This window comes from Burkholderia sp. AU19243 (genome assembly GCF_018148075.1).
In the GTDB taxonomy this organism is placed as follows: Bacteria; Pseudomonadota; Gammaproteobacteria; order Burkholderiales; family Burkholderiaceae; genus Burkholderia; species Burkholderia latens_A.
Genome location: NZ_JAGSTV010000005.1, coordinates 28613 through 42184 on the forward strand (window position 1 = coordinate 28613; position 13572 = coordinate 42184).

Sequence of the window (13572 nt, forward strand, 5' to 3'; positions counted from 1 at the left end):
CGGGCGGCCGAAACGCGCGTAGCGGACGCCCGGGCCGTGAAGCGTGCGGACTCAGGCCTTGTTGCCGCCGAACATGCCGGCGATTTGCGTGAGCGCGCCCAGCACGTTCGACGTGTCGACCTGGCCGCCGGCCGGCACTTCGCCGTTCGGCGTCGCGTGGTTCACGACGTGCGGCAGCACCTGCGCGAGAATCGACGACGCCTGCGCCGGATCGATGCCGACCTTGCTCGCGAGCGAGCCGACGACGTCCGAGCCGAGCACATTCTGCAGCGTGTCAGGCGAGATCGGCTGGTTTTCGCCGGTGCCCACCCACGAGCCGATGATGTCGCCCGCGCCGCCGGCCTTGAACTTCTCGATCAGCCCGTTGAGGCCGCCCGGCTGGTTGTTGATGAATTCGAGCGCGGTCGTGATGAGCGCGCTTTGCGAGTTGCCGCCGGCCTGGCCGCCGATCAGACCGCCGACGATGTCGAGGAGACCCATGGTTCTTCACCTTCACTGAAAAGGGCGCCGTAACGCCGGCGCCCGTTGATCGAAATGCCGCGCGCACGCCGTCGCGCGCGCAGCGCACATCAGGCGCCCGACGCCGCGGCGGCGGAGGCTGCCTTGTCCTTCTTGTTCTTCTTCTTCGAACCCTTCGTCGCCTTCGCGGACGACGCCGCGGCCGGCGCGCTCGCGCCTGCGTCAGCCGAGGCCGCCGCAGCTGCGGCCGCTTTCTCCTTCTTCGACGCGCGCTTGCTCTTGGCCGGCTTCGATGCGGCTTCCGGGGCGCTGGCCGTCGTCGCCGGTGCGGTTGCCGTTGTCCCGGCCGTCGCGGTCGTCGATGCGGACGGTGCGGTGGTGCCCGCCGACGCCGTGGCCGGCTTCGACAGCTTCACGCCTTTCGGCGGCGTCGACGAACCGCCGATCGTCAGACCGTTTTCCTCGAGATGCCCGACCGACTTCGTGCCGAGACCCTTCACGCGGTTCGCGAGATCGTCTGCATCCTTGAACGGGCCGTTCTTGGTGCGCTCGTCGATGATCGCCTTGGACTTCACGGGCCCGAGGCCCTTCACCGATTCGAGCGCGGCCTGGTCGGCCGTGTTGACTTCGACGGCCGCGGCGAGTCCGGCGGCAACCGACAGCGATAACGCGACGAACAGCATCAGCAGCTTTTTCAGCATGGCACAGGCTCCCTGGTTCTGACGGATGAATGGCTGTTGCAACGGACGGCGGTGCGCAACCCGGCCGGGCGTCGCCGTTAAGCATAGGACAAATGCGTGCCCTTTTTAAGACAGGCTGACCGAATCTTGCTGAAGGCTTGCGTCGCTGTAAAGAAGGAAGGCCCTGTGCGGCGGCCGTTTTGACCATTCTTTACGGTGTGGGCGGCGCCGAGGTGCGGAACCGGAAATTGTCGGCCCTGGCCATCCGACAATGCTTGACTTAGAGTGAACTCTAACTCCTAACCTTGTTCCTGCCATGTCGAAAACCCTCTCCACCTCCCGCGCCGCCGGTCCGCTCACGATCGGGCAGGTCGCCGAACTGACCGGTGTGTCGACGCATACGCTGCGGTATTACGAGCAAGCCGGGCTGTTGCGCGCGATTTCGCGCACGGCGGCCGGACACCGGCTCTATGCGCCGGCCGACCTTGACTGGCTGGCCTTCGTGATGCGCCTGAAGGCGACCGGCATGCCGATCGTGCAGATGCAGCAGTTCGCCGCGCTGCGCGCGCAAGGCGAGTCGACGTTCGGCGCACGGCGGCGGCTGCTGAGCGCACATCGCGACGCGGTGCGTGCGCATATCGCGGAGCTGCAGGCGAGCCTCGACGCGATCGGCGACAAGATCGCGTACTACGAGGCGCAGGAGCGTGAGATGGAACGACGGGCGAGCCCTTGTCAATCATCCCCGGAACAGGACCCACACCATGGAACGACTCGTTGAAGACCGCTATGCGCGCGGCTGGAACAAGCTGAAGGAGATCGACGGCGAAGCGGGAGAGCGCGTGATCGCGGCGCTTGCGCCGATCGCGCCGGACTTCGGGCGGCTGCTCGTCGAATTCGGCTTCGGCGACATCTATAGCCGGCCGCAGCTCGATTTGAAGGCGCGGGAGATCGCGACGATCGCCGCACTGGCCGCGCTTGGCAATGCGCAGCCGCAACTGAAGGTGCACATCGAGGCCGCGCTGAATGTCGGGTGCACCCGCGACGAGATCGTCGAGGTCTTCATGCAGATGGCCGTGTACGCAGGATTTCCGGCCGCGCTCAACGCGCTGTTCGCAGCGCATGAAGTGTTCACGCGGTGCGATGCGGCAGCCGGAAACGGCAACGGCGGCAGTGCGGCGGGCACGGCCGCGCACGCCGCGTGACGGCGCGCAGCGTACGGTCGCGCTGCACGCATCAGACGCGGTGCGGCGCGACGATCCGGTGTTTCGCGATGCGCCGGTACAGCGTCGCGCGCGAGATGCCGAGCGCCTGCGCGGCTGCGTCGGGTCGCCAGCGATGCGCGGTGAGCGCCGCTACGATACGGCTGCGTTCGTCGTCCGGCAACCCGCCGGACGGACCACCGCCGAGCTGGGCGGCGAGATCGGACGGCAGGTCGCGCCGCGTCACGCGCGCGGCGTCGCACACCGCGCACGCGTAGCGCAGCACGTTGCGCAACTGACGCACGTTGCCGGGCCACGCATACGCGGCAAGCTGCTCGGCGAGCGTCGCATCGAGCGTGAGCACGTGGCCGGTCGCTTGCGCTTCTTCTGCGAACACCGCGGCGATCACGTCGCGCACGTCCGCGCGCTCGCGCAGCGGCGGCAGCTCGAACGTCGCGCCGCTCAGCCGGTAATACAGATCCTCCCGGAACGTGCCATCGGCGACCATCCGTGCGAGATCGCGGTGTGTCGCGCAAATCACGTCGAGATCGACGCGCACCGGCGTATCGCTGCCGAGCGGCACGACCTCGCCGTCGGCGAGCACGCGCAGCAGCCGCGTCTGCAGCGTGAGCGGCATGTCGCCGATTTCATCGAGGAACAGCGTGCCGCCGTCGGCGAGCGCGATCTTGCCGCGCGCGCCGTGCTTGCGCGCACCGGTGAACGCGCCGGCTGCGTAACCGAACAGCTCGCTTTCGATCAGCGCCTCGGGCAGCGCGCCGCAATTGACCGCGACGAACGGCCGCGCGCGCCGCGCGCCTGCATCGTGGATCGCGCGGGCAAAGACTTCCTTGCCCGCGCCGGTTTCACCCAGCACGAGAATCGGCAGCCGCTTGCTCGCCACGCGCAGCGCGAGCTCGGCCTGCTGCGCGACGCGCGTGTCGCTGCTCTGCAGGAACGGCGTCAGCGCACCCACGTGACGCTGCGCGGCGCCCGGCCGGCGCGACGCGCTGCCGGTTTCGCGGCCCGCGCGCTTTAGCGGCGCGCGCAACCGCGCATAGAGCGGTGCGCCGGTCGCGCGCAGCCGCAGCGTGACGATAGCATCGAGCCGCGCGGCATCGCGCAGCGGCATTTCGGTCGCATCGAAGACTTCGTCGATATGACGCGGCTCGCGCAGCGCGGGCAGCGCGTCGCGCGCGTGCCGGTTCGCGGCGACGATATTGCCGCATTCGTCGAACGCGATCAGCCATTCGGGCTGCGCCTCGACGTAATGACGGTTCGGATGACCGAACAGTATCCAGTGCTGCGCGGTGCTGTGCACGAAATAGCCGTCCTCGATCAGCGCCGCGCTCTGCCGCACGAGCTGGTACACGAGCCGCTGGCTGTCGCGGTTGTCGGGCGACTGCACGGCCGATGCATCGAGCACGCCGATCAATTCGCCGGCAGGCGAGAAGATCGGCGCCGCGCTGCACGTGAGCGTGGTGAATGCCGCGCGGAAGTGGTCGGTCTTGTGCACGGTGATCGGCGCGAGATCCGTCAGCACGCTTGCGACGCCGCACGTGCCTTCCTCGCTTTCCGACCAGCACGAGCCGATGTGCAGCCCCGCGTGCCGGAAGTCGGTGCGGCGCTCGCGATCGATCCGGTAGTCGATCGTTACGCCGTGCGCGTCGGTCAGCATCACGCAATAGTCGGCAACACGAATCATGTCGTGCAGGCGCGTCAGACACTGACCCGATGCGCGCAGGAACGCCTCTTCCTTGTCGCGCACTTCGCGCAGCTCGGCCGCGGTCAGCACCCGGGGGCCGATCGACGAAGCGGGATCGAGCGCATAGCGCTCGAGCGAACGCTGCCACGACGACACCAGGCGCGCCGAATCGGCCGGCGGGGGCAGGCGTCCGGCGAGCGCGCCGAGCACACGGTCGGCGTGCTGGGCCTGGGGGACGGCATAGGGCATGGTCGGCTCCGGTTCCGTACGGCGGGGAATGCGATGTTCTTGTAGCACATCCGCCGGCGCGGATCACATTGCATCGCAGCACGCGCGCGGCATGAGACGTTCGTCTCAGCGGCATCTCAGCCGGTCTCGCGCGGTTGAGACGCGCAAGCTCGCCGCGCGCGACGACGGCGAGCAGCACGCCGATGCACGCCGCGCCCCGGTGCGCGTGGGCGCGACGCCGGATCGCTCCGCAATTCGACGGGCCGAAACGGATGAACATGGGCAGCGAGCACGTGAGACGCGCGCGCGGTTTCGCGTGTTGTCCGGTTGCCGGAGCAATGGATCGCGACAACGGGCGGCGCCGCCGAGCCAGTCCGGGCGCGGGTTTCGCGGTCGCCGCACATACGGTGGCACGCCGCTTGCAGATATGACGGGCAAGTCCGGCGCTGTCGCGTCGGCGACGACGATCCGCTGTCCTCGACGGCCGCGGACGACAGAAGCAGGGCCGGCGTGCGAGCGCCGGTCCACTGGATGGAGACAAGCCCGTGACGACGCCCGTGACCGTCGGCGTGATCGCGAACCCTGCATCGGGGCGCGACATTCGCCGTTTGACGACGCATGCATCGGTGTTCCCGACCGCCGAGAAGGCCAATATGGTCGTGCGCCTGCTGGCCGGCCTCGGCGCGATGGGCGTCGAGCGCGTGCTGACGCTGCGCGACAAGACGGGCATCGCGACGCTGCTGATGCGCGCGCTCGACACGCATCGCGCGGTCGCGCCGCACGAACGCTGGCCCGAGGTCGAATTCGTCGATCTGCCGATTTCCGATACCGTCGCCGACACGCACGCCGGCGCGGCGTACATGCATCGGATGGAGGCCGCGCTGATCGTCGTGCTCGGCGGCGACGGCACGCACCGCGCTGTCGCCGCGCATTGCGGCACGACGCCGCTCGTCGCGCTGTCCACCGGCACCAACAACGCGTTTCCCGAACATCGCGAGGCGACCATCGCGGGCGTTGCCGCAGGGCTCGCCGCGACCGGCGCCGTGCCGGCCGACGTCGCGTTCGTGCGTAACAAGCGGCTCGTCGTGCGCTGCGTCGCCGGCGCGAACGCGGGGCGCGACGAGATCGCGCTCGTCGACGTGTGCGCGGCGCGCCAGCGCTTCATCGGCGCACGCGCAATCTCGGGGCCCGACGACATCGATTCGCTTTACCTGACGTTCGCGGAGCCGGACGGCATCGGCCTGTCCGCACTCGGCGGCGCGTGGGCGCCGCTCGATCGCAGCGCGCCGCACGGGCTCGCGATGCGCTTCGCCACCGACGGCAAGACGGCCGGCACGCCGCTCGTCGCGCCCATCGCACCGGGGCGCGTCGATCGCGTCGTGATGCGCAGCTGCGAGCGGCTCGAGCCGGACGCGTGGCACACGATTCCGGTCGAGCACGGCACGCTCGCGTTCGACGGCGAGCGCGAGATCGAGCTCGCGCGCGGCGACCGCTACGAGGTCGCGCTCGACTGGCGCGGGCCGTTGACGCTGGACGTGGGTCGCACGTTGCGTTACGCATCGTCGCGACAGGTGTTGCGCGAAGCCGGCGCGTGGCGCGGGTGAGCATGCGCAGCCCGAAAACAAGTTTCGGTATCCGTAGCGACGATCAAGGAGGCGCCGTCATGACGGCCGCTCTCGATCCGCGGGTCGCCAGCGTCGTGCGTTGAACGTCGACGGCAGCGGCTTCACGTTCCATTGACGGCGCAAGCCGTGCAATCCGTCGCCGCGGCTTTGCCGCGACGGCATTCGCAGTCAGACCTACTCAGGAGACACACATGACCGTATCGACACAGCTCAGCAGGGACACGCTGCTGGACGCCTACCGGCTGATGCGCACGATCCGCGAATTCGAGGAGCGCCTGCACGTCGAGTTCGCGACCGGCGAAATCCCCGGTTTCGTTCACCTGTACGCAGGCGAGGAGGCGTCCGCGGTCGGCACGATGCTGCACCTCGGCCTGGACGATTACGTCGCCACCACGCATCGCGGGCACGGCCACTGCATCGCGAAAGGGGTCGACGTGCACGGGATGATGGCCGAAATCTACGGCAAGAAGACGGGCGTCTGCCATGGCAAGGGCGGCTCGATGCACATTGCGGATCTCGCGATGGGAATGCTCGGCGCGAACGGCATCGTCGGCGCTGGCGGCCCGCTCGTATGCGGCGCGGCACTCGCGGCCAAGCACCGGAAGACCGGCGGTGTCGGCGTGTGCTTCTTCGGCGACGGCGCGTCGAACCAGGGCGTGATCTTCGAATCGATGAACCTCGCGTCGGTGTGGCGGCTGCCGGCGATCTTCGTCGCCGAAAACAACGGCTATGCGGAAGCGACGTCGTCGAGCTGGTCGGTCGCGACCGACAACATCGCCGATCGCGCGAACGGCTTCGGGATGCCGGGCGTGATCGTCGACGGCTTCGACTTCTTTGCGGTGCACGAGGCGCTCGGCGAAGCGGTTGCACGCGCGCGAAACGGCGGCGGCCCGACGCTCGTCGAGGTGAAGTTCACCCGCTACTTCGGCCACTTCGAAGGCGATGCGCAGACTTACCGTGCGCCGGGCGAAGTGCAGAAGCTGCGCGACGAGAAGGACTGCCTGAAGCATTTCGAAGCGCGCGTCGTGCGCGCGGAGGTGCTGACGACCGACGAACTGAGAGCGGTCGACACTCAGGTAAAAGCGCTCATCGACGACGCGGTCGCACAGGCGAAGGCCGCGCCGCTGCCCGACGCGGCCGATCTGCTGACCGACGTGTACGTGTCTTACCCGTGACCGAGATCTGACGCAACAGCCAGCAGCCAGCGGTTGGCCGCAGGCGGCTCGCAGCCGGCACGCAGCGCGTGACGGACCGAATATTTCAGGAGACAGACATGGCAAGGAAGATTACCTATTCGCAAGCGATCAACGAAGCGCTCGCGCAGGAAATGGCGCGCGACGACAGCGTGATCGTGATGGGCGAGGACAACGCAGGCGGCGCCGGCGCGCCGGGCGAGGACGACGCTTGGGGCGGCGTGCTCGGCGTGACGAAAGGGCTGTTCCACAAGTTTCCGGGCCGCGTGCTCGACACGCCGCTGTCGGAGGGCGGCTACATCGGCGCGGCGGTCGGCGCGGCCGCGTGCGGAATGCGGCCGGTCGCGGAGCTGATGTTCATCGACTTCATGGGCGTGTGCTTCGACCAGATCTTCAACCAGGCCGCCAAATTCCGCTACATGTTCGGCGGCAAGGCCGTGACGCCGGTCGTGATCCGCGCGATGTACGGCGCCGGGCTGCGCGCGGCCGCGCAGCATTCGCAGATGCTCACGTCGCTGTTCACGCACATTCCGGGGCTGAAGGTCGTATGCCCGTCGACGCCGTACGACGCGAAGGGGCTGCTGATCCAGTCGATCCGCGACAACGATCCGGTGATCTTCCTCGAACACAAGCTGCTCTATACGCGCGAAGGCGACGTGCCGGAGGAGTCCTATGCGATTCCGTTCGGCGAGGCGAACGTCGTGCGCGAAGGCGACGACGCGACGATCGTCACGTACGGCCGCATGGTGCATTTCGCGACCGACGCGGCCGCGAAGCTCGCGAAGGACGGCATCCATGTCGACGTGATCGACCTGCGCACGACGTCGCCGCTCGACGAGGACACGATTCTCGAAAGCGCGGCGCGCACCGGGCGCTTGGTGGTCGTCGACGAAGCCAACCCGCGCTGCTCGATTGCGACCGACATCGCCGCGCTCGTCGCGCAGCGCGCATTCCGCTCGCTGAAGGCGCCGATCGAGCTCGTGACCGCGCCGCATACGCCGGCGCCGTTCGCCGGCGTGCTGGAAGACCTGTATATCCCGTCCGCCGATGCGATCGCGCAGGCGGTTCTGAAGACGAGGAGCTGACACGATGTCGATTCACATGATCACGATGCCCAAGTGGGGGCTGTCGATGGAGCAGGGGCAGGTCAACGGCTGGCTGAAGGCGATCGGCGAGCGCGTGACGAAGGGCGACGAAGTGCTCGACGTCGAGACCGACAAGATCTCGTCGGGCGTCGAGTGCGCGTTCGACGGCACGCTGCGCCGGCAAATCGCGCAGGAGGGCGACACGCTGCCGGTCGGTGCGCTGCTCGGCGTGGTCGCGGCGGCCGATGCAAGCGATGCCGACATCGATGCGGCGATCGCCGAATTTCAGCGCGATTTCGTGCCGAGCGCGGCCGCCGACGACGCAGCGGGCCCGCAGCCCGAAAAGGCACAGATCGGCGGACGCACGATCCGTTTCCTGAAGCTCGGTGACGGTTCCGGCACGCCCGCGGTCCTGATCCATGGCTTCGGCGGCGATCTGAACAACTGGCTGTTCAATCACGCGGAACTCGCCGCGCACCGGCCGGTGTGGGCGCTCGATTTGCCGGGCCACGGCGAGTCGGGCAAGGCGGTCGACAGCGGCAGCCTCGACGAGCTGGCCGACGCGGTGCTCGCGCTGCTCGATGCGCAGCACATCGACCGCGCGCACCTGATCGGCCATTCGATGGGCGGCGCGGTGGCAATGACGCTGGCCGACGGCGCGCCGCAACGCGTGGCGTCGCTGACGCTGATTGCGAGCGCCGGCCTCGGCGCCGACATCAACCGCGACTACATCGACGGCTTCGTCGCCGGCAACAGCCGCAATACGCTGAAGCCGCACCTCGGTGCGCTGTTCGCCGACGACGCGCTCGTCACGCGGCAACTGGTCGAGGATCTCGTCAAGTACAAGCGGCTCGAGGGCGTGCAGGCCGCGCTCGAGAAGATCGCGAACGCCGCGTTCGACGGCGCGACGCAGCGGCGCGTGTTCCGCGACCGCCTCGCGTCGCTCGCGCCGCGCACGCTCGTGATCTGGGGCGAGCGCGACCAGGTGATTCCCGCTCGGCATGCGCAGGGCCTGCCGGACGGCGTGCGGACCGAGGTGATCGCCGGCAGCGGCCATATGGTGCAGATGGAAGCCGCTGCCGACGTGAACCGCCTGATCGCCGCCTTCCTCGGAGACTGACGATGGCCGCCGCGCTCGAACGACCCAGTCTCACCGCGCTCGGTCAACCGGGCGCGAGAAGCCGCGACAAGCTCGCGCGCATTCCGGTGCGCGTCGAGCCCGCGGCCGGCGCGGGGCTGCCGAAGCCGCCGTGGCTGCGGGCGCGGCCGATGATGAGCGGGGCGGTGGCCGACATGGCGGCCGTGCTGCGCGACCATCGGCTGCATTCGGTCTGCGAGGAGGCGATGTGCCCGAACATCGGCGAATGCTTCGCGCAGCGCACCGCCACCTTCATGATCATGGGCGGACTGTGCACGCGGCGCTGCCCGTTTTGCGATGTCGCGCACGGCCGCCCCGAACCGCTCGACGCGGATGAACCGGCGCGGCTTGCCGATGCGGTCGCGGCGCTCGGGCTGCGCTACGTCGTGATCACGTCGGTCGATCGCGACGACCTGCGCGACGGCGGCGCCGCGCACTTCGCGGCCTGCATCGCGGCCGTGCGCGCGAGTGCGCCCGGGATCGGCGTCGAGGTGCTGACGCCCGATTTTCGCGGCCGCGTTGCGCGTGCGCTCGACGCGCTGTCGTCGGCGTGGCCCGACGTGTTCAATCACAACATCGAAACGGTGCCGTCGCTGTATCGGGCGGCGCGCCCCGGCGCCGACTATCGCGGTTCGCTCGAGCTGCTCGCACGGGCGAAGGCCGCGCGCCCGACGCTCGTGACCAAATCCGGCTTGATGCTCGGGCTTGGCGAGCGCGACGACGAGGTTCGGGACACGCTGCGGGACCTGCGCGCGCATGAGGTCGACGTGTTGACGCTCGGCCAGTATCTCGCGCCGTCCGCGCACCACCTGCCGGTGCGGCGCTACGTGAGCCCCGACGCGTTCGCCGCGTGGCGCGACGAGGGGCTCGCGCTCGGTTTCAGGGAAGTCGTCGCCGGCCCGCTCGTGCGTTCGTCGTATCACGCTGCCGACGTGCTGGAGCGCCCGTAGGTCGCGGCCCGTGTGTCAGCGGCGCACGGACACGTGCGTGCGGCTGACGTGGCGCAGGTACAGCGCGAGTCCCGCGCCCGCAAGCATCAGGCTGACCGTATTCGCGAACCAGAAGCCGCGTGCGCCCGTCAGCCACGCGGGCGCGATGCCGCCGACGTCGAAGCCGAGCACGTAGCCGCCGCCGAGCCCGAAGCCCCACAGCGCGACCGCGTAGATGACGGTTGGCACGACGGCGACCTTGTACGCGCGCAGCACGAACGCGGACGTGATCTGCAGCGCGTCGAAGAAGTGATAGCAGGTCACGATCGCGACCAGCGGCAGCGCGGCAGCGGCCACGGCCGGGTTCGGCGTGTAGCCGCCGACGATCAGCGGCCGCAGCGTGAACACGAGCACGCCGTAGGCGGCCGCGATCATGCACGCGAGCATCACGCTGTGCCGGCCGAGCAGGCGCGCCTCGTCGGCGCGGCCGGCGCCGAGCGCGCGTGCGACGAGCGTCGACGCCGCGACGCCGATCGACAACGGCGTCATGTACAGTACTGCACCGATGTTGCCGGCGATCTGATGGCCGGCGAGCGTCGTCGTGCCGAATTGCGCGATGAAGAGCGCCATGCACGTGTAAGACGTCACCTCGATCAGGTACGACAGCCCCATCGGCACGCCGAGCTTGAGCAACGCCTTCTGGCGTTCCCACACGGGCCGGCAAAAGCGCGAGAAGATCGCGAGCGGCGAGAACACGTCGAGCTTCGCGAGCAGCATGAAGCCGATCAGCGCGAGCGCCCAGTTGATCAGCGTGCTCGCGAGCCCGCAACCGGGGCCGCCGAGGGCCGGCACGCCGAACCCACCGAAGATGAACCACACGTTGAGCGGAAACTTGAGCAGCAGTGCACCGATCTGCAAGATCATCGCGAGGCGGGGCTTGCCGGCAGCGTTGGTCAGCGCGTTGTAGATGCGGAATACGAGGCTGGCCGGCAGCCCGTACGACAGGATCCGCAAGTAGTCGACGGTGCGGTCGTGCAGCGCGGGCGGCGCGTGCGCGACTTGCAGCAGCGGTTCGGGAAAATGCAGCAGCAGGAAGCCGGGCACCGCCAGCATCAGCGCGAGCCACAGCGCCTGGCGGACTTCCTCGCCGATCTCCGCATAACGCCGCGCGCCGTACAACTGGCCGGCGATCGGCTGCAGCGCGGACAGGATGCCCGTCATCCCGATGTAGACCGACACGTAGATCGACGAACCGAGGCCGAGCGCCGCGAGATCGGTGGCTGAATAGCGGCCGACCATCGCGGTGTCGAGCACGCCGAATGCAATGATCGCGAGCTGGCCGACGAGCACCGGCCACGCGAGCCCGACGATCCGGCGGATGTCGGCCAACATCGTCAATCGGCTAGCCGGCGGCGGGGGCCGCGGCGCTTGACGGGCGCGACCGGCCGTTCGATCCGCTCGTAAAGGCGGAAGCGCTCGTCGCGGTCGGCCACGCGGCGGCCTTCCCACACGAGACGCCATACGTATCGCGACATCGCGCTCGGCTCGCCGAAGTCCGCACGGTCCTGGCGCAGGATCACGTCGCATTCGCCGGAGAATTCGAAGCGCATGTCGCCGAAGTATGCGAAGGTCGCGATTTGCGCATCGCCGAGCCGCACGGGCGAGATGCACTCGTAGTCCTTCGGCAGATGCGATGCGATCTGCTTCGCGACGTCGCTATACGTACGGCCGTAGTTGACGATCGGCAGCCACAGCGTCATCAGCAGCACCCACATCAGCGTGGTGCCCGCGCCCGACAGCACGACGCTGCGCCACAGCACCTTCGGCTGGCGCGAGATGCGCCAGCGCGCGAGCAGGCACCAGCATACGGTGACGATCACCGCGCAGATGAACGACAGGATCTTGAAGTGCGGTTCGTAGCCGGGCACGAGCCGCGCGAGGTTGCGCGCGAGCGGATGCGGAAAGCCGGTGAGGGACGCGAGCCACACGAGCCACACGAACGTGCCGAGGATCGTGAAGCTCAGCACCGCGAACCAGTCGATCGCGTTGATCGCGCCGCGCTTCAGCGTCGGCAGCGCAAACGTCGCGAGCACCGCGAGCGGCGGCAGCAACAGCATGTACATGCGGTTCGATTGCTGGCTCTGCAGGATCACGAGCGCGACGAGCGGCACCACGACCGACAGCGGAATCGCGATGTGCGCGCGGCGGCGCATGCCGGCCCAGCTCCACCACGCCCAGATCGCGAGCGGCCAGGCCGGCCACGTGAACAGCGGCAGGTTCTTCGCCGCATAGCCGAGCACTGCGGTCGGCGGACCGGAGAAGCGCATCAGGCTGCCGTGGATCCACTGGTTGAAGAACCACGCCGCGTCGTCCGGCACCGCGGTGAACGCAGCGAGCGGCCACAGCGCGAAGATCGCGGCCGCGAGCGGCAGCCCGATCAGCGGCAGGCGCAGGTTGCGCATCTCCGGCGTGACGAGCCACAGCGCGGCCGTGCCGGCGAGGAGTGCGACGACGAGCACCGGGTTGCCGGACAGCGCGACGAGCCCGATCGCCGCACCCCACCACAGTGCGCCCTGCATCGGCTTGTCGATGCCGCGCACGATTCCGTACACGAACATCGCGATCCACGCGAATTGCGCGAGCTGCGGTGTCGTTTCGTGGCCGCGTTCCGCGAGTCCGAAGCATGCGACGAGGATCAGCAGCGCGCCATCGGCGAGCGTGCGGCCGTAGTCGCGCGGCTCCGGCTCGCCGCCGAACGCATACTTGAACGGCTGTACCTCGGCGCGCCGGCCGAGCAGGTATGCGGCGTACCACACGAACGCGCAGGCGACGCAGAACAGCACGCCGGTATCGACGCGCGACGCGTTGCTCGCGTCGACCCAGGGCGCCAGCGCGCGGATCGACACCGCACCGAGCCAGTAACCGAGCGGCCCGTCGGTCGTGATGAACTTGCCGACGAGATTCGGCAGCAGCCAGTCGTGCCAGCCGCCGGTGGCCATCGTCCACATCACGCCGAAGCCTGCCGCGTCCTCGTTCTTCCACGGATCGCGGCCGAACAGCCCGAACGCCGCGTAGACGAGGCAGAGCGTGAGCAGCAGCCAGCGCGGCAGCGCGCGCGTGGCGGAGGCGGTGAGACGAACGACAGGCTTCATGCAGGTGAGCGATTTGTTATGGGCGGGCGGCCGGCGAGGGCGTGCGCGGCCGAGCCGGATTCGAGCATCCGGCATTGTAGACGCGCCGGCCGTTGCGCGTCAGACGATTGCCGGGCCGCCGGCCGGCAGCCCGTGGTTGTCCGGCGAGCGGAGACAAAAAAGGGCAGCCTGGGCTGCCCTTT

Annotated in this window: 12 protein-coding genes; 7 read left to right on the forward strand and 5 right to left on the reverse strand. The window is 68.9% G+C overall.

Translation table 11 applies throughout. The annotated features are described in order from the left end of the window. Positions 1 to 51 precede the first annotated feature (51 nt). Both KDW55_RS11445 and KDW55_RS11450 read right to left on the reverse strand, forming a co-directional pair. A complete protein-coding gene (locus KDW55_RS11445; protein WP_040144309.1) occupies positions 52 to 480 on the reverse strand; it encodes a YidB family protein in 429 nt (142 codons plus the stop codon). A gap of 89 nt (positions 481 to 569) precedes the next feature. Continuing rightward, positions 570 to 1160 carry a helix-hairpin-helix domain-containing protein gene (locus KDW55_RS11450; RefSeq protein ID WP_040144308.1) on the reverse strand — a complete coding sequence of 197 codons (591 nt, stop codon included), beginning with the start codon at positions 1158 to 1160 and terminating at the stop codon, positions 570 to 572. A gap of 295 nt (positions 1161 to 1455) precedes the next feature. Between KDW55_RS11450 and KDW55_RS11455 the strand changes: the two genes are divergently transcribed. Beyond that, the gene (locus KDW55_RS11455) at positions 1456 to 1917 is read left to right on the forward strand and encodes a MerR family transcriptional regulator (RefSeq protein WP_040144307.1); all 462 of its coding nucleotides are present in this window, start codon (positions 1456 to 1458) and stop codon (positions 1915 to 1917) included. After that, a complete protein-coding gene (locus KDW55_RS11460) occupies positions 1901 to 2341 on the forward strand; it encodes a carboxymuconolactone decarboxylase family protein (RefSeq protein ID WP_069241454.1) in 441 nt (146 codons plus the stop codon). The genes KDW55_RS11455 and KDW55_RS11460 overlap by 17 nt, the downstream gene beginning before the upstream one ends. Positions 2342 to 2372: 31 nt before the next feature. On the opposite strand, the gene KDW55_RS11465 is transcribed toward KDW55_RS11460, so the two are convergent. After that, positions 2373 to 4289: a sigma-54-dependent Fis family transcriptional regulator gene (locus KDW55_RS11465; protein ID WP_059547601.1), complete on the reverse strand. Its 1917-nt coding sequence runs from the start codon at positions 4287 to 4289 to the stop codon at positions 2373 to 2375. A 524-nt stretch (positions 4290 to 4813) separates the two neighbouring features. Between KDW55_RS11465 and KDW55_RS11470 the strand changes: the two genes are divergently transcribed. The 5 genes from KDW55_RS11470 to lipA all read left to right on the forward strand — a co-directional run bounded on the left by KDW55_RS11470 (position 4814) and on the right by lipA (position 10259). Beyond that, positions 4814 to 5872 (forward strand): NAD(+)/NADH kinase, encoded by a 1059-nt coding sequence (locus KDW55_RS11470; RefSeq protein WP_069241453.1) that lies wholly within the window; start codon positions 4814 to 4816, stop codon positions 5870 to 5872. A 212-nt stretch (positions 5873 to 6084) separates the two neighbouring features. After that, positions 6085 to 7068: a thiamine pyrophosphate-dependent dehydrogenase E1 component subunit alpha gene (locus KDW55_RS11475; RefSeq protein ID WP_040144303.1), complete on the forward strand. Its 984-nt coding sequence runs from the start codon at positions 6085 to 6087 to the stop codon at positions 7066 to 7068. A 98-nt stretch (positions 7069 to 7166) separates the two neighbouring features. Further along, entirely contained in the window at positions 7167 to 8171 is a 1005-nt protein-coding gene (locus KDW55_RS11480; RefSeq protein ID WP_040144302.1) for an alpha-ketoacid dehydrogenase subunit beta, read from the forward strand. A gap of 4 nt (positions 8172 to 8175) precedes the next feature. After that, positions 8176 to 9291, forward strand: a complete 1116-nt coding sequence (locus KDW55_RS11485) for an acetoin dehydrogenase dihydrolipoyllysine-residue acetyltransferase subunit (RefSeq protein WP_059547597.1) — start codon at positions 8176 to 8178, stop codon at positions 9289 to 9291. Positions 9292 to 9293: 2 nt separating this feature from the next. Continuing rightward, positions 9294 to 10259, forward strand: coding sequence for a lipoyl synthase (lipA, locus tag KDW55_RS11490; RefSeq protein ID WP_212160604.1), 966 nt, complete (start codon positions 9294 to 9296; stop codon positions 10257 to 10259). A gap of 15 nt (positions 10260 to 10274) precedes the next feature. On the opposite strand, the gene KDW55_RS11495 is transcribed toward lipA, so the two are convergent. Then, a complete protein-coding gene (locus tag KDW55_RS11495) occupies positions 10275 to 11630 on the reverse strand; it encodes an MATE family efflux transporter (protein WP_069241449.1) in 1356 nt (451 codons plus the stop codon). A gap of 2 nt (positions 11631 to 11632) precedes the next feature. After that, positions 11633 to 13465 (reverse strand): glycosyltransferase family 39 protein, encoded by a 1833-nt coding sequence (locus tag KDW55_RS11500; RefSeq protein WP_144245444.1) that lies wholly within the window; start codon positions 13463 to 13465, stop codon positions 11633 to 11635. Positions 13466 to 13572 lie beyond the last annotated feature (107 nt).

What these genes read in the sequence shown, in the direction of transcription:
- KDW55_RS11445 (WP_040144309.1), bottom strand. Translation starts at nt 480, where the DNA reads ATGGGTCTCCTCGACATCGTCGGCGGTCTGATCGGCGGCCAGGCCGGC.
- KDW55_RS11450 (WP_040144308.1), bottom strand. Translation starts at nt 1,160, where the DNA reads ATGCTGAAAAAGCTGCTGATGCTGTTCGTCGCGTTATCGCTGTCGGTT.
- KDW55_RS11455 (WP_040144307.1), top strand. Translation starts at nt 1,456, where the DNA reads ATGTCGAAAACCCTCTCCACCTCCCGCGCCGCCGGTCCGCTCACGATC.
- KDW55_RS11460 (WP_069241454.1), top strand. Translation starts at nt 1,901, where the DNA reads ATGGAACGACTCGTTGAAGACCGCTATGCGCGCGGCTGGAACAAGCTG.
- KDW55_RS11465 (WP_059547601.1), bottom strand. Translation starts at nt 4,289, where the DNA reads ATGCCCTATGCCGTCCCCCAGGCCCAGCACGCCGACCGTGTGCTCGGC.
- KDW55_RS11475 (WP_040144303.1), top strand. Translation starts at nt 6,085, where the DNA reads ATGACCGTATCGACACAGCTCAGCAGGGACACGCTGCTGGACGCCTAC.
- KDW55_RS11480 (WP_040144302.1), top strand. Translation starts at nt 7,167, where the DNA reads ATGGCAAGGAAGATTACCTATTCGCAAGCGATCAACGAAGCGCTCGCG.
- KDW55_RS11485 (WP_059547597.1), top strand. Translation starts at nt 8,176, where the DNA reads ATGTCGATTCACATGATCACGATGCCCAAGTGGGGGCTGTCGATGGAG.
- lipA (WP_212160604.1), top strand. Translation starts at nt 9,294, where the DNA reads ATGGCCGCCGCGCTCGAACGACCCAGTCTCACCGCGCTCGGTCAACCG.
- KDW55_RS11495 (WP_069241449.1), bottom strand. Translation starts at nt 11,630, where the DNA reads ATGTTGGCCGACATCCGCCGGATCGTCGGGCTCGCGTGGCCGGTGCTC.
- KDW55_RS11500 (WP_144245444.1), bottom strand. Translation starts at nt 13,465, where the DNA reads ATGCCGGATGCTCGAATCCGGCTCGGCCGCGCACGCCCTCGCCGGCCG.